The organism is Microbacterium sp. (genome assembly GCF_011620665.1).
Classification (GTDB): domain Bacteria; phylum Actinomycetota; class Actinomycetes; order Actinomycetales; family Microbacteriaceae; genus Microbacterium.
Genome location: NZ_WOYQ01000034.1, coordinates 1 through 18,904, shown reverse-complemented (window position 1 = coordinate 18,904; position 18,904 = coordinate 1). Strand labels below are relative to the sequence as shown.

The 18,904-nt window shown below is 68.1% G+C and carries 20 protein-coding genes; 5 read left to right on the top strand and 15 right to left on the bottom strand.

From position 1 onward, the window contains the following. Window positions 1–55 precede the first annotated feature (55 nt). The 5 genes from guaA to guaB form a co-directional block, all read right to left on the bottom strand. Complete coding sequence (gene guaA / locus QZV81_RS04860) at window positions 56–1,639, bottom strand: glutamine-hydrolyzing GMP synthase (RefSeq protein WP_292833363.1); 1,584 nt, start codon at window positions 1,637–1,639, stop codon at window positions 56–58. Beyond that, window positions 1,636–2,097, bottom strand: coding sequence for a DUF3817 domain-containing protein (locus QZV81_RS04855; RefSeq protein ID WP_292833360.1), 462 nt, complete (start codon window positions 2,095–2,097; stop codon window positions 1,636–1,638). The genes guaA and QZV81_RS04855 overlap by 4 nt, the downstream gene beginning before the upstream one ends. Window positions 2,098–2,107: 10 nt before the next feature. Then, window positions 2,108–2,974 carry an SURF1 family cytochrome oxidase biogenesis protein gene (locus QZV81_RS04850; protein WP_292833357.1) on the bottom strand — a complete coding sequence of 289 codons (867 nt, stop codon included), beginning with the start codon at window positions 2,972–2,974 and terminating at the stop codon, window positions 2,108–2,110. Then, entirely contained in the window at window positions 2,974–4,092 is a 1,119-nt protein-coding gene (locus tag QZV81_RS04845) for a GuaB3 family IMP dehydrogenase-related protein (protein ID WP_292833406.1), read from the bottom strand. Before QZV81_RS04845 ends, QZV81_RS04850 begins: the two co-directional genes overlap by 1 nt. Before the next feature lie 136 nt (window positions 4,093–4,228). Further along, window positions 4,229–5,731 carry an IMP dehydrogenase gene (guaB, locus tag QZV81_RS04840; protein WP_292833354.1) on the bottom strand — a complete coding sequence of 501 codons (1,503 nt, stop codon included), beginning with the start codon at window positions 5,729–5,731 and terminating at the stop codon, window positions 4,229–4,231. A gap of 310 nt (window positions 5,732–6,041) precedes the next feature. Between guaB and QZV81_RS04835 the strand changes: the two genes are divergently transcribed. The 4 genes from QZV81_RS04835 to QZV81_RS04820 are packed head-to-tail and all read left to right on the top strand — an operon-like array spanning window position 6,042 to window position 10,078. After that, a complete protein-coding gene (locus QZV81_RS04835) occupies window positions 6,042–7,301 on the top strand; it encodes a branched-chain amino acid ABC transporter permease (protein ID WP_292833403.1) in 1,260 nt (419 codons plus the stop codon). Between the two features lie 5 nt (window positions 7,302–7,306). Continuing rightward, on the top strand, window positions 7,307–8,296 hold the full coding sequence (locus QZV81_RS04830) for a branched-chain amino acid ABC transporter permease (RefSeq protein WP_292833351.1): 990 nt from the start codon (window positions 7,307–7,309) through the stop codon (window positions 8,294–8,296). A gap of 43 nt (window positions 8,297–8,339) precedes the next feature. Then, on the top strand, window positions 8,340–9,299 hold the full coding sequence (locus QZV81_RS04825) for an ABC transporter ATP-binding protein (protein WP_292833400.1): 960 nt from the start codon (window positions 8,340–8,342) through the stop codon (window positions 9,297–9,299). Window positions 9,300–9,349: 50 nt separating this feature from the next. Beyond that, the gene (locus QZV81_RS04820; RefSeq protein WP_292833397.1) at window positions 9,350–10,078 is read left to right on the top strand and encodes an ABC transporter ATP-binding protein; all 729 of its coding nucleotides are present in this window, start codon (window positions 9,350–9,352) and stop codon (window positions 10,076–10,078) included. 79 nt (window positions 10,079–10,157) lie between these two features. On the opposite strand, the gene QZV81_RS04815 is transcribed toward QZV81_RS04820, so the two are convergent. From QZV81_RS04815 to groES, 3 genes are all read right to left on the bottom strand, one after another. Continuing rightward, window positions 10,158–11,420: an ABC transporter substrate-binding protein gene (locus QZV81_RS04815; protein ID WP_292833348.1), complete on the bottom strand. Its 1,263-nt coding sequence runs from the start codon at window positions 11,418–11,420 to the stop codon at window positions 10,158–10,160. A gap of 156 nt (window positions 11,421–11,576) precedes the next feature. Then, window positions 11,577–12,506 (bottom strand): EamA family transporter RarD, encoded by a 930-nt coding sequence (gene rarD, locus QZV81_RS04810; RefSeq protein ID WP_292833344.1) that lies wholly within the window; start codon window positions 12,504–12,506, stop codon window positions 11,577–11,579. Between the two features lie 120 nt (window positions 12,507–12,626). Beyond that, on the bottom strand, window positions 12,627–12,923 hold the full coding sequence (gene groES / locus QZV81_RS04805; RefSeq protein WP_292833341.1) for a co-chaperone GroES: 297 nt from the start codon (window positions 12,921–12,923) through the stop codon (window positions 12,627–12,629). Window positions 12,924–13,069: 146 nt separating this feature from the next. Between groES and QZV81_RS04800 the strand changes: the two genes are divergently transcribed. Further along, a complete protein-coding gene (locus QZV81_RS04800; RefSeq protein WP_292833338.1) occupies window positions 13,070–14,257 on the top strand; it encodes a class I SAM-dependent methyltransferase in 1,188 nt (395 codons plus the stop codon). A gap of 27 nt (window positions 14,258–14,284) precedes the next feature. On the opposite strand, the gene QZV81_RS04795 is transcribed toward QZV81_RS04800, so the two are convergent. The 7 genes from QZV81_RS04795 to QZV81_RS04765 form a co-directional block, all read right to left on the bottom strand. Beyond that, complete coding sequence (locus QZV81_RS04795) at window positions 14,285–14,608, bottom strand: hypothetical protein (protein WP_292833335.1); 324 nt, start codon at window positions 14,606–14,608, stop codon at window positions 14,285–14,287. Further along, the gene (gene tsaD, locus QZV81_RS04790) at window positions 14,605–15,660 is read right to left on the bottom strand and encodes a tRNA (adenosine(37)-N6)-threonylcarbamoyltransferase complex transferase subunit TsaD (protein ID WP_292833332.1); all 1,056 of its coding nucleotides are present in this window, start codon (window positions 15,658–15,660) and stop codon (window positions 14,605–14,607) included. The genes QZV81_RS04795 and tsaD overlap by 4 nt, the downstream gene beginning before the upstream one ends. Beyond that, window positions 15,657–16,145: a ribosomal protein S18-alanine N-acetyltransferase gene (gene rimI, locus QZV81_RS04785; RefSeq protein ID WP_292833329.1), complete on the bottom strand. Its 489-nt coding sequence runs from the start codon at window positions 16,143–16,145 to the stop codon at window positions 15,657–15,659. The genes tsaD and rimI overlap by 4 nt, the downstream gene beginning before the upstream one ends. After that, on the bottom strand, window positions 16,142–16,807 hold the full coding sequence (gene tsaB / locus QZV81_RS04780; protein ID WP_292833325.1) for a tRNA (adenosine(37)-N6)-threonylcarbamoyltransferase complex dimerization subunit type 1 TsaB: 666 nt from the start codon (window positions 16,805–16,807) through the stop codon (window positions 16,142–16,144). Before tsaB ends, rimI begins: the two co-directional genes overlap by 4 nt. Before the next feature lie 25 nt (window positions 16,808–16,832). Further along, entirely contained in the window at window positions 16,833–17,282 is a 450-nt protein-coding gene (tsaE, locus tag QZV81_RS04775) for a tRNA (adenosine(37)-N6)-threonylcarbamoyltransferase complex ATPase subunit type 1 TsaE (RefSeq protein ID WP_292833394.1), read from the bottom strand. A gap of 68 nt (window positions 17,283–17,350) precedes the next feature. Then, window positions 17,351–18,466 carry an alanine racemase gene (alr, locus tag QZV81_RS04770; RefSeq protein ID WP_292833391.1) on the bottom strand — a complete coding sequence of 372 codons (1,116 nt, stop codon included), beginning with the start codon at window positions 18,464–18,466 and terminating at the stop codon, window positions 17,351–17,353. Window positions 18,467–18,471: 5 nt separating this feature from the next. Further along, window positions 18,472–18,828: a holo-ACP synthase gene (locus QZV81_RS04765; RefSeq protein ID WP_292833388.1), complete on the bottom strand. Its 357-nt coding sequence runs from the start codon at window positions 18,826–18,828 to the stop codon at window positions 18,472–18,474. Window positions 18,829–18,904 lie beyond the last annotated feature (76 nt).

Here is an 18,904-nt window from a genome sequence, read left to right as displayed (position 1 = left end):
CCGGAGCCCGGAGCCCGATCCTCAGATCACCCGCTCGGGCATCCGTCCGCTCTGCTCACTCCCACTCGATGGTCCCCGGGGGCTTACTCGTCACATCGAGGACGACCCGGTTGACATCGCGGACCTCGTTGGTGATCCGGTTGCTGATCCTCGACAGCACGTCGTAGGGCAGCCGAGTCCAGTCCGCCGTCATCGCATCTTCCGACGAGACCGGACGCAGCACGATGGGGTGGCCGTAGGTGCGGCCATCGCCCTGGACGCCGACGGAGCGGACGTCTGCGAGCAGCACGACGGGACACTGCCAGATTTCGTCGTCGAGACCCGCTTCGGTCAGTTCTTCGCGGGCGATCGCATCGGCATCCTGCAACACCGCAAGCCGGTCAGCCGTGACCTCACCCACGATCCTGATCCCGAGGCCCGGCCCCGGAAACGGCTGCCGCCCGACGATTTCGGGCGGCAGGCCGAGCTCACGCCCGATTGCGCGGACCTCATCCTTGAACAGGGTCCGAAGCGGCTCGACCAGCTCGAACTGCAGGTCTTCGGGAAGGCCGCCCACGTTGTGGTGACTCTTGATGTTCGCGGTGCCGGTACCCCCGCCGGATTCGACGACATCGGGGTAAAGCGTCCCTTGCACGAGGAAGCGGATCGGCTCGCCCTCGGCGACTGCCTCGGCGACGAGGTCCGCCTGCGCTTTCTCGAATGCCCGAATGAACTCTCGCCCGATGATCTTGCGCTTCTGCTCGGGATCGGTGACCCCAGCAAGCGCTTCGAGGAAGGTCTCGCGGGCGTCGACCGTGATCAAACGCACACCGGTCGAGGCAACGTAGTCCTGCTCGACCTGCTCACGCTCGCCCTTGCGGAGGAGCCCATGGTCGACGAATACGGCCACGAGCTGGTCGCCGACCGCCTTGTGCACGAGCGCAGTGGAGACCGCCGAGTCCACCCCGCCGGACAGCGCCGAGAGCACGCGCGCATCACCCACCTGCGCCTGGATCTTCGCCACCTGCTCAGCGATCACGTTGCCGCTGTTCCAGTCGGAGGCGATTCCGGCCGCTTTGTGCAGGAAGTTGACGAGGACGTCCTGGCCGTAGTCGGAGTGCTTGACCTCGGGGTGCCACTGCACGCCGTAGAAGCACTTCTCGGCGTTGCCGAAGGCTGCCACCGGAGTCGCTGCGGTCGAGGCGAGCACGTCGAAGCCGGTGGGCGCCTCCGAGACCAGGTCGCCGTGGCTCATCCACACGTTCTGCCTGGCGGGCTGCCCGCCGAGCAGCAGGCCGCCGTCACCCGCCAGGACGACGTCGGTCGCCCCGTACTCGCGCAGCCCCGTATTCGCGACGACCCCGCCCAGCTGGCGGGCCATCACCTGGAAGCCGTAGCAGATGCCGAGCGTCGGGATGCCGAGCTCGAGCACCCCGGCATCCAGCGCGGGCGCCCCCGGCTCGTACACGGAAGAAGGGCCGCCGGACAGCACGAGCGCAAGCGGCCTGCGCTCGGCGACCTCCGCAGCAGTGACGGTGTGCGGGACGATCTCGCTGTAGACACCGGCCTCGCGCACGCGGCGAGCGATGAGCTGCGCGTACTGCGCGCCGAAGTCGACGACCAGCACGGGCCGTTGATCAGTCTGGGTCTCGGCGGTCACCCGGTGCCCTCGGGGATGAGCACGGATGCCGCCTCGCGCTCGGCGAGGTAGGTCTTGACCTCGCGGGCGACGCGAGCCTCCATGAAGAACGACAGGAAGGGGATGACACCCCCCAGCGCGAGCGTGATGAAGCGCAGGAAGCCCCACCGCAACAGGCTCCACACGCGGAAGCAGGCGAAGAGGTACACCACGTAGAACCATCCGTGGAGGATCAGGATCCCGAGCGAGAGGTTCACGCCGTCGCCAGTCGACTCGGCTCCTGTTGCCGTCTCGATCACCGGTGCGAACCAGAGGAAGCCGCCGGAGCCGCCGAGGAACAGCTCATGACCGAAGCCGTACTTGATCACCATCTCCGTCACCAACAAGAGCAAGCCGACGCCGGTGACGACAGAGGCAACCTGGTAGAACTTCAGCGCCCCGCGGATCGCCGGGAACGTGGCGAGTTTTGGCTGAGGCATGCGGTCCAGTCTACTGAACCGGTCCGGTGCGCTCTTCCAGATCCTCGAGCTCTTTCTCCCACGCGTCCCGCGCAAGGCGGTACCACATGTAGAACGCGAAGCCGGCGAAGATCACCCACTCCACTGCGTAGAAGATGTTGAGCCAGTTCACCGGAGTGGCTTCATCGGGCGCCGGAGAGTCGATCTCGACAACGCCCTCCGGCAGAGCGAATCCGGTCGTGTCGACGTCGGCGACCAGGTAGGGCCGGTACACGTCCAGCCCTGCCACATCGCTCCACTGGCTGAGCAGGGCTGCCGGGGACATCCGGGTCATCTCCGCCGCCAGCGCGCCGGCCGACGGGAGCGCCGGGCCCTCGTCCGAGATGAGCCGCCCGGTCAGCGTCACGGCCACCGGGTCGGGTTCGGCCGCGAGCGCAGACGCCGCGGCATCGGCCGACTGGCGTGTGGGCGCCCAGCCGATCGCGACAGCCAGCAACGCCTCGGGGTCACCGGACGCCGAACCGGGCTCGGGGTCGGCGCGGAACTGTCCGGTCACCCAATAGCCCTCGGTGCCGCCGTTGAAGCGCGACGAGACGACGAGGAAGTCGGTCGGATGCCAGCTGCCGCTCACCTCGACCCGCTGACCGACGCGCGGCTCGGGGAGGTACTTTCCGGGCGAGACGACCTCGCCGAGCGGCTGCACAACCTCGGTGGCTCCCGGCGGCGGCGGATCGGAGTCGATCGCTCGCGCCAGCTGCCACTGGCCGAGCCAGGCGAACAGCGCGGCGACGGCGAGGGCGAACACGAGCATCCCGATCCACCAGGGACGCAGCATGACCTCGCGGAGCGTCGGGGGAAATCCCTCCGCAGCTTCGGGTACCGGGGCGACGCGAGACATCAGTGAGCGTCGTACGGCGCGACAACGACCTCGACGCGCTGGAACTCCTTGAGGTCGGAATACCCGGTCGTGGCCATCGACTTGCGCAGCGCGCCGATGAGGTTCGCGGTGCCGTCGGCTACCAGCGCCGGCCCGTAGAGGATCTGCTCGAGAGGACCCACCTGGCCGACCCGGACGCGCCTGCCGCGAGGAAGCTTGGCGTGGTGGGCCTCGGGCCCCCAGTGGAAGCCCTGGCCGGGTGCGTCGGTTGCACGCGCGAGCGCGACACCGAGCATGACCGCGTCCGCGCCCATCGCGAGCGCCTTGACGATGTCGCCCGAGGTGCCCACTCCGCCGTCGGCGATGACGTGGACGTAGCGTCCGCCGGACTCGTCCAGGTAGTCACGGCGCGCGCCCGCGACGTCCGCGACCGCCGTGGCCATCGGGGCGTGGATGCCGAGGGTCGCGCGCGTCGTCGAGGCGGCGCCCCCGCCGAAACCGACGAGGACGCCCGCAGCCCCGGTGCGCATGAGGTGAAGCGCGGCGGTGTACGTCGAAGCGCCGCCGACGATGACGGGAACGTCGAGGTCGTAGATGAACTTTTTGAGGTTCAGCGGCTCGAGCTCGCTGGAGACGTGCTCGGCCGACACAGTCGTCCCGCGGATGACGAACAGGTCGACGCCCGCGGCGACGACCGTCTCGTACAGGTCCTGCGTGCGCTGGGGAGTGAGCGCCCCGGCCACGGTCACGCCCGCGTCCCGGATCTCGGCGAGTCGGTCCCGTATGAGTTCGGGTTTGATCGGTTCGGCGTAGAGCTCCTGCATGCGCCGGGTGGCGTCGGCATCCGAGAGGCTGGCGATCTCGGCGAGCAGCGGTGCGGGGTCGTCGTAGCGGGTCCACAGGCCCTCGAGGTCGAGGACGCCGAGACCGCCGAGCTGACCGAGCATGATCGCGGTGCGGGGACTCATGACGGAGTCCATCGGCGCGCCGAGCACCGGAATCCCGAAACCGTACGCGTCGATCGACCAGGACGTCGAGACGTCCTCGGGGTTGCGGGTTCGCCGCGACGGCACGACCGCGATGTCGTCGAATACGTAGGCCCGGCGGGCGCGCTTGGCGCGGCCGAGCTCGATCTCCATGCTCACGCTTTCAGCCTACCCGCGGTCCCCACCGGCCCGGTCTCCGCAGAATGCCGCCAGCGCCGCATCCAACGCCAACGGCCGCTCCGGTGCGGCGTTCGGGTGATGCTCCGGTAACTCCGGCGGCGGTGAGCGCTCAGCGCTTGTAGTTCGGGGCCTCCACCACGATCTGGACGTCGTGGGGGTGGGACTCCTTCAGGCCTGCGGCGGTGATGCGCACGAACTTCCCCTTGGCCTTGAGCTCCTCGATCGTGCGGGCGCCGACGTAGAACATCGACTGGCGCAGTCCCCCGACGAGTTGGTATGCGACCGCCGAGACAGGTCCGCGATACGCGACCTGGCCCTCGATGCCCTCGGGAATGAGCTTGTCGTCGCTGGGCACATCAGCCTGGAAGTAGCGATCCTTCGAGTACGAGGTCTTCTTGCCGCGGGTCTGCAGTGCTCCGAGTGAGCCCATTCCGCGATAGAGCTTGAACTGTTTTCCGCCCTGGAAGACGATCTCGCCGGGCGATTCGTCTGTTCCCGCCAGCAGCGAGCCGAGCATCACGGTATCCGCGCCGGCGACGAGAGCTTTGGCGATATCACCGGAGTACTGCAGGCCACCATCGGCGATGATCGGGATGCCGGCGTCGCGCACGGACTGGAATGCCTCCCAGATCGCCGTGACCTGCGGCACTCCGACGCCGGCCACGATGCGCGTCGTGCAGATCGAGCCCGGCCCGACGCCGACCTTCACGGCGTCGACTCCGGCGTCGATGAGGGCCTGCGCACCCTCGCGCGTTGCGACGTTTCCGCCGACGATGTCGATGCCATCGAACGAGGAGTCTGCCCGCAGGCGACGGACCATGTCGATCACGCCCGCTGACTGACCGTTGGCCGTGTCGACGACGAGCACGTCCACGCCCGCGTCCCGCAGCGCCTCCGCGCGCTCCCACGCGTCGCCGAAGAACCCGATCGCCGCGCCGACTCGCAGACGACCGTGCTCGTCCTTGGTGGCCAGCGGATACTTCTCGCTCTTGTCGAAGTCCTTGATGGTGATGAGCCCCGCGAGCTTTCCGTCACCATCGATGAGCGGCAGCTTCTCGACGCGGTGCCGGGCGAACAGGGCGATGACCTCGCCCGCGCCGATCCCGACGCGCCCCGTGATGAGGCCCTCGGAGGTCATGACGTCGCGCACCTTGGTCGTCTGGCGCTCGAAGCCCGAAACGAAGCGCATGTCACGATTGGTGATGATTCCCAGCAGTCGTCCGTCGTCATCGACGACGGGCAATCCGGAGATGCGGTACTGCGCGCACAGCGCGTCGACCTCATCGATCGTCGCGTCCGGGCTCGTCGTGATCGGGTCAGTGATCATGCCGGATTCGCTGCGCTTGACGCGGTCCACCATCGACGCCTGCTCGGCGATCGAGGCGTTCCGGTGCAGGATGCCGAGACCTCCTTCGCGGGCGATCGCAATCGCCATGCGCGCCTCGGTGACGGTGTCCATCGCGGCGGACAGCAGCGGCGTGGCGACCGTGATGCGACGGGTGGCCCGCGAGGACGTGTCGGCCTCGGACGGGATGACGTCGGTGTGTCCCGGGAGGAGCAGGACGTCGTCGTAGGTCAATCCGATAAAGCCGAACGGGTCGTTGTGGTCCATGGCTCTCCTGCATGTATTCGGGCTGTACCGATTCTAAGGCGGATAGACCGGGAATAATTCCGGTCCAGCCCAGGCGTACAGGGCGATCGCGGGGCGGCGGACAGGGGGGACCAATAGGCGAAACAAAGCGGACACATTACGCTCGTACCGTCGTAGTCACTGCCGACTGCGGCCGCATCACCCACACCAGGTGCGCCGGACTGGAGGATTCGTGAGACCCACGACCGTCACCGCACGCGATTCGAAGCGATGGATTGTGCTGTTTCTGGGCGCCTTGCTGTCGGCCGGGCTGCTCTTGCTCAGCACTCCGATGGCTGCGCACGCCGCCGCCCCCGACACACCCGGAGCCGATCAGGAGCAGACGGACTTCTACTTCGGGGGCGTCATCACGTTCGCCGAGAAACCTGTGCCGGACGTGACGATGTCGGTCTCCGGCGGCGGATTCGAGGCTCAGACGATCACCGACGCAGAAGGCAAGTGGCGCCTGTACGTGCCCGAGAAGGACACTTACACGCTCACGGTCGGCGAAGACACCCTTCCCGAGGGCGTCATCGTCGATGCGACCCAGCTCGCTGAAGGCCTGCAGCCCATCCAGGGAACCACGGGGTCGTTCGAGGTCGAGTTCGGACTCACCAAGACGAAGATCGTGAATCTCTTCCTCGGGGCCGGCGAACGCGTCACGCAGTCCTTCGTCGATCAGCTCGCGGTGCGCCTCGTCAACGGCCTCAACTTCGGGCTCCTGCTGGCGCTGGCGGCTATGGGCGCGGCCCTCATCTTCGGCACCACCGGATTGTCGAACTTCGCCCACGGCGAGATGGTGACCTGGGGAGCCCTGGTGGCGATGGTCTTTTCCACCACGTGGCAGCTGCCACTGTGGCTGGGAATCCTCGCGGCCGTCCTGGGGGGTGCCGCGCTGGGGCTCGTCACGGATATGGGCCTATGGCGCCCTTTGCGCCGCCGCGGGCTCGGCGCAGTGCAGCTGATGATCGTCTCGATCGGCTTGTCGCTCGCGCTGCGCTATGTGTACCAGTTCTTCGTCGGCGGCAAGACGTATCAGCTGCCCGGAGCCAGTCCCGCACCGATCCAGTTGGGACCGATCTCGCTCTCCTACATCGATCTGATCAGCATGGGGGTGAGCATCGTCGTGATCTGCGCCGTCGCCTTCTTCCTGTTGCGCACCCGCATCGGCAAAGCCACCCGCGCGATTTCCGACAACCCGCAGCTGGCGGCGGCATCCGGAATCGACGTGGACCGGGTCGTGCGGATCGTCTGGGTGATGGCAGGCACGCTCGCCGCCATCTCCGGCGTGCTCTGGGCATACTTCCGCCCCGGCGTGCAGTGGAACATGGGCACGCAGATGCTACTGCTCATCTTCGCTGCGATGACCCTCGGTGGGCTCGGCACGGCTTTCGGCGCGCTGCTGGGCTCGCTCATCGTCGGGGTGGTGGTCGAAACGTCCACCCTGTGGATTCCGTCCGACCTCAAGTACGCGGGAGCCCTGGTCGTGCTGATCCTCATCCTGCTGGTGCGTCCACAGGGTCTGCTCGGTCGTAAAGAAAGGCTGGGGTAACCGCCATGGATTGGGCCTCCATCCTCTCCAACACGCTCAGCTACCTGCTGAGCCCGGTCACGATCGCCTATGCCCTCGCGGCCACCGGCCTCGCCGTGCACTTCGGCTACGCGGGTCTGCTGAACTTCGGCATGGCCGGGTTCATGGCCCTCGGCGCCTACGGATACGCGATCTCGGTGCTGACCTTCGGCCTACCGTGGTTCCTCGCCATGCTCGTGGGCCTTCTGCTCGCGGCACTGTTCGCGGTGATCCTCGGCGTGCCCACCCTGCGTCTGCGCGCCGATTATCTCGCGATCGTGACGATCGCCGCGGCCGAGATCGTGCGCCTGCTCTTCACGACGCAGATCTTCGACGAATGGACCAATTCTGCCGACGGCCTCGGCAACTACAACGGCAGCTTCCAGTCGTCCAATCCCTTCCCGGTGCTGCCCACAGGCGAGAAGTACGGCTGGGGACCCTGGCAGTACACAGCCCAGCAGCTCTGGGTGGTCGTCTTCGGCGTGCTCACACTGGCGCTGTCGATCTTCGTCGTGTGGTCGCTGATGCGCAGCCCGTGGGGCCGAGTCCTCAAGGGCATCCGCGAAGACGAGGATGCCGTGCGCTCACTCGGAAAGAACGTCTTCGCCTACAAGATGCAGGCCCTCGTGATCGGGGGCGTGATCGGCGGTCTCGGCGGCATTGTCTACGTGCTCCCTTCGGCGGTCATCCCGTCGAGCTACACGACGGCGCTGACATTCTTCCTCTGGACGATCCTCCTGCTCGGCGGAGCATCGACGATCTTCGGACCATCGGTCGGTGCCGTCATCTTCTGGATGGTCATGGCGCTGCTCGGCAATCTGCTGCCCGAGATGGCGAAAGCCGGATGGCTGCCGATGACGGACATCCAGGCCGGGACTCTCCGATACATCCTGGTGGGCGTCGCGCTCATGCTCCTCGTGATCTTCAGTCCGCAGGGAATCCTCGGCGACAAGAGGGAGACGACCTTTGTCAAATGATCCGCACCCGGTGGATGCCGCGGCATCCACCGAACCGGCCCCGATGACCGGCAGCGTCCCACGCCCGAAATCGACCGGTCTGGCCAAGGGCGACCCTGTGCCCGGCGTGCCGAAGGTCGATCCGATCATGGTGATCGACAATGTCACACGGCGCTTCGGAGGCCTGACCGCGGTCGACGTCGAGCACCTCGAGATCCCGCGCAACGCCATCACTGCCCTGATCGGCCCGAACGGCGCCGGCAAGACCACCCTGTTCAACCTGCTCTGCGGCTTCGACAAGCCGAACACCGGCGCCTGGTCCTACGACGGGCAGAACCTCGCCGGCATACCGGCCTTCAAGGTCGCGCGGATGGGGCAGGTGCGCACCTTCCAGCTGACGAAGGCGCTTTCGTTGCTCACGGTTCTGGAGAACATGAAGCTCGGCGCGGGCGGTCAGAAGGGCGAGCGGTTCTGGCAGTCCTTCCTCCCTGCCACCTGGCGCGGCCAAGAGAGCGCCAACGAAGAGAAAGCGCGCGGGCTCCTCGCCCGCTTCAAGCTAGATGCCAAGGAGAAGGACTTCGCGGCGTCGCTCTCGGGCGGCCAGCGCAAGCTCCTCGAGATGGCCCGCGCGCTTATGAGCGACCCCAACCTGGTCATGCTCGATGAGCCCATGGCCGGGGTGAACCCGGCGCTCACTCAGTCGCTCCTCGACCACATCCTCGATCTGAAGGACCTCGGAGTGACCGTGCTGTTCGTCGAGCACGACATGCACATGGTGCGCCACATCGCCGACTGGGTCGTCGTGATGGCCGAGGGCAGGGTCGTCGCCGAAGGACCGCCGGCCACCGTCATGGAGGACAAGGCGGTCATCGACGCGTACCTCGGCAGCCACCAGGACGTCGATCTGGGCGTGGTCACCGGCCGCGTCTCGGGTGAACTCGACACGTCTGCCATCGCACTGCTCGAGGAGATCGAAGCGGACGAGGCTGCGGCGATCGCCGACGCCGAAGAGGAGAAGAAGTGAGCACCCCCGCCCACGCACTCACGCCCACCGATGGTCCGTCGACGGCGGACATCGTCGTCGACGTCACCGACCTCACCGCCGGCTACCTTCCCGGCATCAACATCATCAACGGCGCCAACCTGGTCGCCCGCAAGGGCGAGCTGATCGGGATCATCGGGCCCAATGGTGCCGGCAAGTCGACCCTGCTCAAGGCGATCTTCGGCATGGTGAAGGTACGCGGGGGAGACATCACCCTCAACGGCGAGTCGATCGTAGGCTTGAAGGCCGACAAGCTCGTGGAGCGCGGAGTGGCCTTCGTGCCGCAGAACAACAATGTCTTCCCGTCTTTGTCGATCGAAGAGAATCTGCAGATGGGACTCTTCCAAAACCCGAAGATCTACGCCGAACGCCTCGAGTTCGTCACCGGGATCTTCGCGGAGCTCGGCAAGCGACTGAAGCAGCGCGCCGGCTCACTCTCCGGCGGCGAACGGCAGATGGTGGCCATGAGCCGCGCCCTCATGATGGACCCGTCGGTGCTGCTCCTGGACGAGCCGAGTGCGGGGCTGTCCCCCGTCCGACAGGACGATGCGTTCATCCGCGTCTCCGACATCAACAAGGCGGGCGTGACGACCATCATGGTCGAGCAGAATGCGCGACGCTGCCTGCAGATCTGCGACCGAGGCTACGTGCTCGATCAGGGGCGCGATGCCCATCACGGCACCGGCCGTGCCCTGCTGAACGACCCGCAGGTCATCGGTCTCTACCTGGGCACGCTCGGCGAGGACGACGCCGCTCACTGAGCCCCGCTCCGCCGGGCGACCCGGACCAACGGAACGGGCCCCGGATTGCTCCGGGGCCCATCCCATGTCGCGTGAGAACTCAGCGGGTCTCGATACGCGTGTGCATGTTGTCGGCACCGTACTGGAAGATGCCGATCGATGCCTCCGTCGGGTCGCCCGCATCGTCGAACGTGACCGGTCCGGAGTAGCCGTCGTAGTCGGCCACGCCACCGTCGAGGATGATGTCGGCGCACTCGGCGAACGACGTGCACTTCGTGCCGTCACCGCTGCCGCCGGACACTTCCTGCAGCTTGGTCGCGATGTCCGGACCCGTCGTCGAGCCCGCCGCCAGCGAGGCCAAAGCCAGCAGGATAACCGCATCGTAGGACTCAGCAGCGTACGAGTAGTCATCGAGAGCGGTGTTGCCGGCGTCCGTCCAGGCCGTGTTCAGGCGCTCCTTGAAGTCATCCTCGAGTACCGGTCCGGGCGTCGTGCCTTTCGCACCCTCGAGCGAGACTGCGACGTCGGCACCCCACTGCTTGAGGTTTCCGTCGACGAGGTAGAAGTTCTTCGCATCCTCGCCGGCGTTGACCAGCAGCGGCGCGATCGTCGCGAACTGGTCGAACGTGATGAGCACGATCGCGTCGGGGTTGGCTGCCGTAACGGTCGCCACCTGGGCGTCGAACGAGCTGTCGCCGTCGTTATATGACGCCTCGGCCACGACGGTGCCGCCGGAGGCCTCGAAGACCTCCTTGACGACCCCGAAGAGGCCCGTTCCATAGGCATCATTCTGGTAGATGATCCCGATGTTCTTGTGGCCGTCTTCGGCGATCAGGTTGCCGAGCACCTCGCCCTGGAGCAGATCGCTCGGCGCGGTGCGCCAGTACAGATTGTCATCTTCCCACGTGGTGAAGTCGGGCGAAGTGTTGGCGGGCGAGAAGGTGACGATGCCGGCTGCGACGTTGGAGTCGAGGAAGAGCTTCGTGACGCCCGACGCTGCGGCGCCGATCATGGCGGACACCCCGGCGTTCTGGAGCTTGGGGACCGTGGTCTCGAACGCCTTGTTGTCGGCGTCTCCCGAGTCACCCGGAGTGAAGTCGACCGTAAGACCCTTGGCGGCCTCGTTGACCTCGTTGACGGCCAGCAGCGCGCCGGCCTCCTCGGGCGGGCCGAGGAACGCAAGACTACCGGTCTGGGGCAGAACGCTTCCGATCTTGAGGGTCAGGTCCTCGACGGGAGCGCTGCTCTCGGATGGGGTGGTGGTTCCTCCGCCGGCGCAGCCGGCGAGAAGGACCGCGCTGACGGCGACGACGGCGATGCCGCCAAGTGCCTTGCCGGCGCGTGAACGTGTGAAGACGCTCATGTTGCTCCTTGGTGTAGGTGAACACGGGGCCGCACGGGAACCGCCCCAGTGGCTCAAACCTAATCGCCGTGCGGTCTCCCGAGTGTTGCAACGTGTTAACGACGTGTAACGCGACGCAATCGTTACCTTCCGCGCGAGCACGCGGCGGGAGCATCGTCAGAACATCGAGCCGATCACCGTCGCGCGACTTCTGCGCGCGGCACGGAGAGAATCGACCGTGAGGACGATGAGCGCGACCCAGACCAGGGCGAACCCGACCCATCGCTCCAGCGGCATGGGCTCCTGGAGGATCCAGGCGCCGGTGATGAACTGAAGAATCGGGGCGAGGAACTGAAGCAGGCCGATGGCGCTCAGCGGCGCGCGCCGCGCGCCGGCGGCGAACAGCAGCAAGGGGATCGCGGTGATGGCGCCGGCGAGCAGCAGCAGAACCGTGTGCCCGGCCCCGAGCGTCCCGATCGTGAGGCCCGTCGTCGCGCCGACGACGGCGAGTTGAATGCCGGCCACGGGCGCCAGCCAGAGCGACTCGAGCGTGAGGCCGCTGACGGCGTCGACGCGCGGTCCGATCTGCTTCTTGACGAGCCCATAGGTGCCGAAGCTGGCCGCGAGCGTCAGCGCGATCCACGGGACGGCGCCGTAGCCCACGACGATCACGATGACGGCGAGTGTCGCGATCCCGATGGCGACCCACTGCGCGATGCGCAGCCGCTCCTTCAGAACCAGGACCCCGAGCAGCACCGTCACGATCGGGTTGATGAAGTAGCCGAGGCTTCCCTCGATCACGTGGCCGGTCAGGGTGCCGATGAGGAACACCTGCCAGTTCACGTAGATCAGCAGGCCAGCGATGATCGTCCAGAACACCAGCCGGCGATCCCGCAGGATCGCGACGAGCTTTCCCCACGTGCGCGTGACAGTCAGAAGGATTGCGCAGAACGCCAGCGAGAACAGGATGCGCCAACTGACGACCTCCCAGGGCCCCGTGGGTGCCAGCGTGAGGAAGTACAGGGGCATGAAGCCCCAGAGGAAGTTGGCGCCGAACGCGTAGGCGCCGCCGAGACGCTCCTCGCGGGCGTTCTCGTCAGGTGTCATGGGTCCAAGCCTAGAACGGTCGTGACAGACTCCGCGCCACCTCGGCCGCGACATCCTGCTCGCCGAGTGAAACAGCGAAGGCCCCCGGAGCGATCCGAGGGCCTTCGAGTGCGACCGAGGTCAGCGGACGACGACCGCCAGGACGTCGCGAGCCGACAGGACGAGCAGTTCGTCGCCGCCGAACTTCACCTCGGTGCCGCCGTACTTGCTGTAAATGACGCGATCTCCGACGGCGACGTCGAGGGGCACGCGGTTGCCGTTGTCGTCGATGCGACCCGGTCCGACCGCCATGACCTCGCCCTCCTGGGGCTTCTCCTTGGCGGTGTCGGGGATGACGAGGCCACTGGACGTGACCTGCTCAGCCTCGACCTGCTTGATGACGATGCGGTCTTCGAGCGGCTTGATGGAAACCGACACGGTCTACCTCTTTCTTGCTGGGCGTAGAACTTCAAGACTGATTGGCACCCACACCGGTGGAGTGCTAACTCAAGTCTAGGGCGCTGTTGGCACTCATGCAACGCGAGTGCCAATCTTGACGGCGACGTGCGCCATAGGCTGGCCGAGTGGACCGCGCCGAACTGACCGCACTGCTGACCCCCGAGGGGTTGCGGCTGGTCGATGAACTCGGCGCGATCGACTCGGCCGGCGAGGTGGCCGCCGCCGTATCCCGGCTGCGTGCGAAGGGGTTGACCCCCGATCTCGTGTCGGCCGCCGTCGGACAGGCCCGACTGCGCACACGCGCACGAACGAAGTTCGGAGCGTTCGCCGAGCGGATGCTCTTCACTCGAGCCGGGCTCGAACAGGCGACGCGACTGGAGATCGCCGCCCGCCACGCGGGACGGTTCCGTGACGCCGGCCTCAACCATGTCGCCGACCTCGGCTGCGGCATCGGCGGCGATGCACTCGGACTCGCCGGCATCGGGCTGCAGGTGCTCGCGGTCGACGCGGACGAAATCACGGCGGTGCTGGCCGCGTACAATCTCGCCCCGTTCAGCGGCTCGGTCACGGTGCAGCACGCGCGCGCAGAGGACGTATCGCTCGAGGACGTCAACGCGGTCTGGCTCGACCCGGCGCGGCGCGCCGCGGGCCACGGCTCGACCCTGCGCCTCGGCGCCGACGAGTGGTCACCTCCGCTGGAGTGGGTCTTCGACGTCGCCGCACGCATGCCCGCGGGCGTGAAGCTCGGCCCCGCGTTCGATCGCCGCCGGATCCCGGGCGACGCGGAAGCGCAATGGATCAGCGTGGACGGTTCGACGATCGAGCTCGTGCTGTGGACCGGGGCGCTCGCGCGGCCCGGAGTGCGGCGCGCGGCGCTCGTGGTGCGCGGCGGCACCGGTGCCGAACTGACGGCATCCACCGACACCGTCGACGCGCCCGTCCGACCGCTCGCCACCTACCTGCACGAACCGGAGGGTGCCGTCATCCGCGCACGATTGATCGGCGAGGTCGCACGCGCTCTCGACGCGGGGATGCTGAGCGAGGGCATCGCGTACCTGACCGGAGACGCTGCGCTCACAAGCCCGTTCGTGCAGTCGTTCCGCGTTCGCGAGCAGCTGCCGACCGACGTCCGCGCCCTCGCACGCGCGCTTCGCGAGCGGGACATCGGCACGCTGGAGATCAAGAAGCGCGGCGTCGACATCGATCCCGCGACCCTGCGGACGAAGCTCAAGCTCCGCGGCGACGGATCGGCGACGCTGTTCCTGACGCGCGCCGCAGGATCCCGGGTGGCGATCCTCGCCGACCGGCTGTGAGTCAGCGCACGACCCTCCCCGAGCAGGTCAGCCGAAAGGCGGTCCCTGAGTCGAGGCCCACCACAGCCAGGCTGAGCTGTAGACGAGCGACAGCACGCTGAGGCACAGCCCCCACACCGCCGCAGACCGCGACTCCCACGGGCGGCGCAGTGCAACGATCGCGAGCCCGGCGCCGATGAGTCCGATGGGGAATCCCCAGCCTACGAAGAACGACACGATCAAGCCGAGGATCGCGAAAGTGAGCGCCCACCCCGCGCTCCGGGGCAGCGCCACGGATGCCGGCACCTCGGCGGTTCCGCTATGCGATTGCGTGGCCGGCACCGGCTCGGCGGCCGCGTCAGGATCACTCATTCGCCCACTCCCACCTGAATCTCGGTCACGGGGAGGGTCGAATCGGCACCGAAGTCCAGTGTCGATTCGGGACGCCCGCTACGGATGAGTTCCGAAGCGAGCGCGGCGATCATCGCACCGTTGTCGGTGCAGAGGCTGAGGGGCGGAATCCGCACGGCTACCCCGGCCGCGGCGGCGCGTTCCAGCGCGACGTCGCGAAGGCGCCGATTGGCGATCACACCGCCCCCGAGCAGCAGACGAGGGACATCGTGACGTGCGCAGGCATCCAGCGCCTTCGTCACCAGAACATCGACGACCGCTTCGCGGAACGACGCCGCGACATCCGCGATGTCGACGCCCTCGTCCTCGTGCTGCTCGACCCAGCGGGCGACGGCGGTCTTCACCCCGGAGAACGAGAAGTCGTAGCGGCGGGTGGCCATGTCGGATGCGCGGGAAAGTCCTCGGGGGAACCGGATGGCATCGCGGTCTCCGCTCGCGGCGACCCGGTCGATCTCGGGACCGCCCGGGTAGGGGAGTCCGAGAATTCGGGCGATCTTGTCGAAGGCCTCGCCGGCGGCATCGTCCATCGTTTCACCCAGCATTTCGACATCGGTGACGAGGTCACGAACGAGCAGGAGAGACGTGTGCCCGCCGCTGACGAGCAGCGCGACCGTCGGATACTCAACGTCGTCGCCGGTCAGGAGGTCGGCTGCGATGTGACCGACGAGGTGGTTGACCGCGTACAGCGGCTTGCCGAGGCTCACCGAAAGTCCCTTGGCCGCGCCGACGCCGACCATCAGGGCGCCGGCCAGTCCGGGGCCGCTGGTCACGGCAACGGCATCGAGTTCGTCCAGCCGGATGCCAGCCTCGGCCACTGCCGCCTCGATCGCGGGCTGCAGTGCCTCCAGATGCGCGCGAGCGGCGACCTCGGGCACCACACCGCCGTAGCGCGCGTGTTCGTCCATCGAGCTGGCGATCGTGTTGCTGAGCAGGGTACGACCGCGGACGATGCCGATGCCCGTCTCGTCGCAACTCGTCTCGATACCCAGCACGAGCGGCGCCGCGTCGCTCATGAGCGCACTCCCGCATCCTTGGTCGACGCCGACACCCACTGGGAGAGATCGAGCTTCATCACGACGGCATCCACGTCGTCGGGCTGGTAGTAGCGCGGCCGGCGCGCGATCTCGACGAAGCCCTCTGACGCGTACAGAGCCGTCGCGACCGGGTTGTCGGCGCGTACCTCGAGGAAGACCTCTCGCGCACCGCGCTCGTGTGCGGTCGTCAGCAGCGCCCTCAGGAGCTCACGGCCTCGCCCGCGACCACGGGCCGAAGCAGCGATTGCGATGGTCTGGATATCGGCAGCGGCAGCCCCATCCACCGCTCGCAGCCCGCCATACCCGAGGAAGACCCCGGCTTCTTCGAGAACCAGGTAGCGGCCGTGGCGCGACGCGACCTCTTCGCGCATCGTCGCCTCGCTCCAGGCATCCGCCTCGAACGACGTGCGCTCGAGGTGCATGATGGCGGGCAGGTCGGATGCCGTCGCCTCCCGCACGCTCATGTGCCCACCCGCTTCGGCGCGGTCGGGAGCGTGACATCGGGTGGCCGCAGATAGAGAGGCTCAGGTCCGCTGAGCACGCGGCCGACCGCATGGGCACGGCCGGCGGCCAGGCCGATCATTGCGGCCGAAATGGCTGTGGTGTCGCGCCGCTCTGCCCCCAGAGCGGCCAGCGCGGCGTCCGTGTGATCGCGGGGCGTGAGAGAAGGTCCTGCGACGCGGATCGGCAGGGCGTCGTCATCGAGACCGTCGTACACCGAGAAGGCGAACTCACGGCGTCGCGCGTCGGTGACGACCGCGAAGCGGGGAGCATCGGCGAACGGAGCGGCCAGCACGACGGCGAGTGCGGCAGCATCGTGGCTCGGGACCGCGATCACCGGCAGCCCGCGCCCGAGAGCGAAGGCGCGCGCGGCGGCGATTCCGACCCGCAGCCCCGTGAACGGCCCCGGGCCCATGCCCACAGCGACATGCGTCACCTCGATCGGTCCGGGAGCACCCGCCCCGGTCGTGCCATCGGCCGCATTCGCAAGTGCCGTCTCGATCAGCGTGCCGATCACCTCCGCGTGGCCGAGGGGATCGGCCCTGGATACCTCGGCGTGCACGACGCCGTCCGATCCGACGACGGCCACGGATGTGCCGAGCGAGGTGTCGATGCCGAGGATCACCCCTCCAGGGTATCCGGGCGGCGGCTCACGGCCGGCGAGAGACCCGCAGGGTCCTCGGTGCGGCATCCTCCATGTCTGCGACGTGCGGGCCTGCTGTCCCGCACGCCGTGTCGACACCCGTGCCCGACCACCCGCGCTCGATCTCGATCTCCCACCATGCGTCGGCGACAGCAGCCGCGTACGGGGCGGCCCATTCGGCGATCACGACGGAGCGTGCGAAGTCGATGTCGAGATCATCGAGTTCACCGTCGGTGCCGAGCCGGTACGCATCGACGTGCACGAGCGAGGGGCCCTCCCCCAGCGACGGGTGCGTGCGCGCGATCACGAACGTCGGACTCTGAATCGGTCCGCGCACCCCGAGGCCCTCACCGATGCCTCGGGTGAGAGTCGTCTTGCCCGCACCGAGCGGTCCGGTGAGCACGACGAGGTCCCCGCCGCGCAGCGCGGCGCCGAAGTCACGGCCGAGGGCGTGCATGTCGGCGGCGGAGGCGACCTCGCGCTCCCCCAGGAACCGATCCAGACCGCGCGGTTCGGGGCGCGCACTCACTGCGTCACCTGCCGTCGCGGCACGCGCGGTCCGATCCGGGTGACGATCTCATAGTTGATGGTGCCGGCGGCATCGGCCCACGCCTCGACCGGCGGCATCCCGAGAGTGGGGTCGCCGAACAGCACGGCCTCGTCTCCGACCGCGACCGGGGCATCGCCGACGTCGACGACCAACTGGTCCATCGCAATCCTCCCCGCCACCGGAAAGGTCGACCGGCCGATGCGCACGGCGCCGGCGCCCGAGGCGCTTCGCGGGACGCCGTCGGCGTAGCCCAGCGGAACGAGCGCGAGCGTCGTCTCGCGCTGCGCCCGGTGCAGATACCCGTAAGAGACGCCGTGGCCCGCGCCGACTCGGCGCACCGCCGCGACCGGTGCGCGCAGAGTCATGGCGGGGCGCAGGCCGAGGTCGGCCGAGTTCCGGTCGGCGAACGGCGAGAGCCCGTAGATCGCGATCCCCAGGCGCACACAGCCGAATCGTGCTTCGGGCAGATCGATCGCGGCGTGCGAGGCGGCGAGGTGCCGCACCTGCGGCGCGAGGCCGTGCACCGAGGCGAGCGCGAGCGCATCGCGGAACCGGGCGAGCGCGGCGCGGTCATCATGCGGCGTCGTGTTGGACAGGTGGCTGAAGATGCCGAGGACGCGGATCTTCCCGATCCGCTCGAGTCGGGCCGCCTCGGCGAACACCACGGCGCAGTCCTCCGGCGCGATGCCGTTGCGACCGAGCCCCGTCTCGACCTTGAGATGCACGCCGACGACGCGGACCGCCGATGCGGCCGCCGCCGCCGCGAGCAGCTGATCAAAGCTCGAGATCCCGAGCTCGATCCCCTCCGCCGCGGCTTCGGCGAAAGATGCTCCGGGTGCGTGCAGCCACGCCAGAATCGGCGCGTCGATCCCGGCGCGTCGCAGCGCGAGCGCCTCGCCGATGTCGGCCACCCCCAGCCGGTTCGCGCCGCCCTCGAGCGCCGCGACGGCCGCGCGAACGCCGCCGTGCCCATAGCCGTCGGCTTTCACGACGGCGATGACCTCGGCGCCGGTGAGGGCCCGCAGGTGCCGCACGTTCGCGGTGATCGCTCCGCTGTCGATGACGGCCTCGCGCAGGACACCCTCCGGCATCCTGCTCACGCGGTCGACTCCGCGATCACGTAGGCGGTGGCCAGGCCCGCGTCGTGCGAGAGCGAGAGGTGCAGCGTGCTGATCCCCCGTGCGGCGACGACGGCTGCCGTGGACCCGGACAGCGAGAACGCCGGGCGGCCGCTCGGCTCGGACGCGATCTCGATATCGGCCCAGTGCACGCCGTCGGACCCCCCGAGTGCTTTGATCAGAGCCTCTTTGGCGGCATAGCGCGCGGCGAGCGAGTGGGGTTTGAGCCCGCGCTCAGCCGGCGAGAACAGCCGCTCGAGCAACCGCGGGGTGCGCTCGATGGAGCGCTCGAAGCGCGGAACATCGACGAGGTCCACGCCGATGCCCACGATCAGCCGCCCGCGGGACAGCACGTCGACGGTCGCCAGCTCCTTGGCCAGGATGACGGGGCTGCGCAACGGCAGGATGACG

Excerpts from the sequence above, each read along its gene's own strand:
- QZV81_RS04855 (WP_292833360.1), bottom strand. The coding sequence starts at position 2,097 with ATGCCTCAGCCAAAACTCGCCACGTTCCCGGCGATCCGCGGGGCGCTG.
- QZV81_RS04850 (WP_292833357.1), bottom strand. The coding sequence starts at position 2,974 with ATGTCTCGCGTCGCCCCGGTACCCGAAGCTGCGGAGGGATTTCCCCCG.
- QZV81_RS04845 (WP_292833406.1), bottom strand. The coding sequence starts at position 4,092 with ATGGAGATCGAGCTCGGCCGCGCCAAGCGCGCCCGCCGGGCCTACGTA.
- guaB (WP_292833354.1), bottom strand. The coding sequence starts at position 5,731 with ATGGACCACAACGACCCGTTCGGCTTTATCGGATTGACCTACGACGAC.
- QZV81_RS04835 (WP_292833403.1), top strand. The coding sequence starts at position 6,042 with ATGGCTGCGCACGCCGCCGCCCCCGACACACCCGGAGCCGATCAGGAG.
- QZV81_RS04830 (WP_292833351.1), top strand. The coding sequence starts at position 7,307 with ATGGATTGGGCCTCCATCCTCTCCAACACGCTCAGCTACCTGCTGAGC.
- QZV81_RS04825 (WP_292833400.1), top strand. The coding sequence starts at position 8,340 with ATGACCGGCAGCGTCCCACGCCCGAAATCGACCGGTCTGGCCAAGGGC.
- QZV81_RS04815 (WP_292833348.1), bottom strand. The coding sequence starts at position 11,420 with ATGAGCGTCTTCACACGTTCACGCGCCGGCAAGGCACTTGGCGGCATC.
- rarD (WP_292833344.1), bottom strand. The coding sequence starts at position 12,506 with ATGACACCTGACGAGAACGCCCGCGAGGAGCGTCTCGGCGGCGCCTAC.
- QZV81_RS04795 (WP_292833335.1), bottom strand. The coding sequence starts at position 14,608 with ATGAGTGATCCTGACGCGGCCGCCGAGCCGGTGCCGGCCACGCAATCG.
- tsaD (WP_292833332.1), bottom strand. The coding sequence starts at position 15,660 with ATGAGCGACGCGGCGCCGCTCGTGCTGGGTATCGAGACGAGTTGCGAC.
- rimI (WP_292833329.1), bottom strand. The coding sequence starts at position 16,145 with ATGAGCGTGCGGGAGGCGACGGCATCCGACCTGCCCGCCATCATGCAC.
- tsaE (WP_292833394.1), bottom strand. The coding sequence starts at position 17,282 with ATGCACGCCCTCGGCCGTGACTTCGGCGCCGCGCTGCGCGGCGGGGAC.
- alr (WP_292833391.1), bottom strand. The coding sequence starts at position 18,466 with ATGCCGGAGGGTGTCCTGCGCGAGGCCGTCATCGACAGCGGAGCGATC.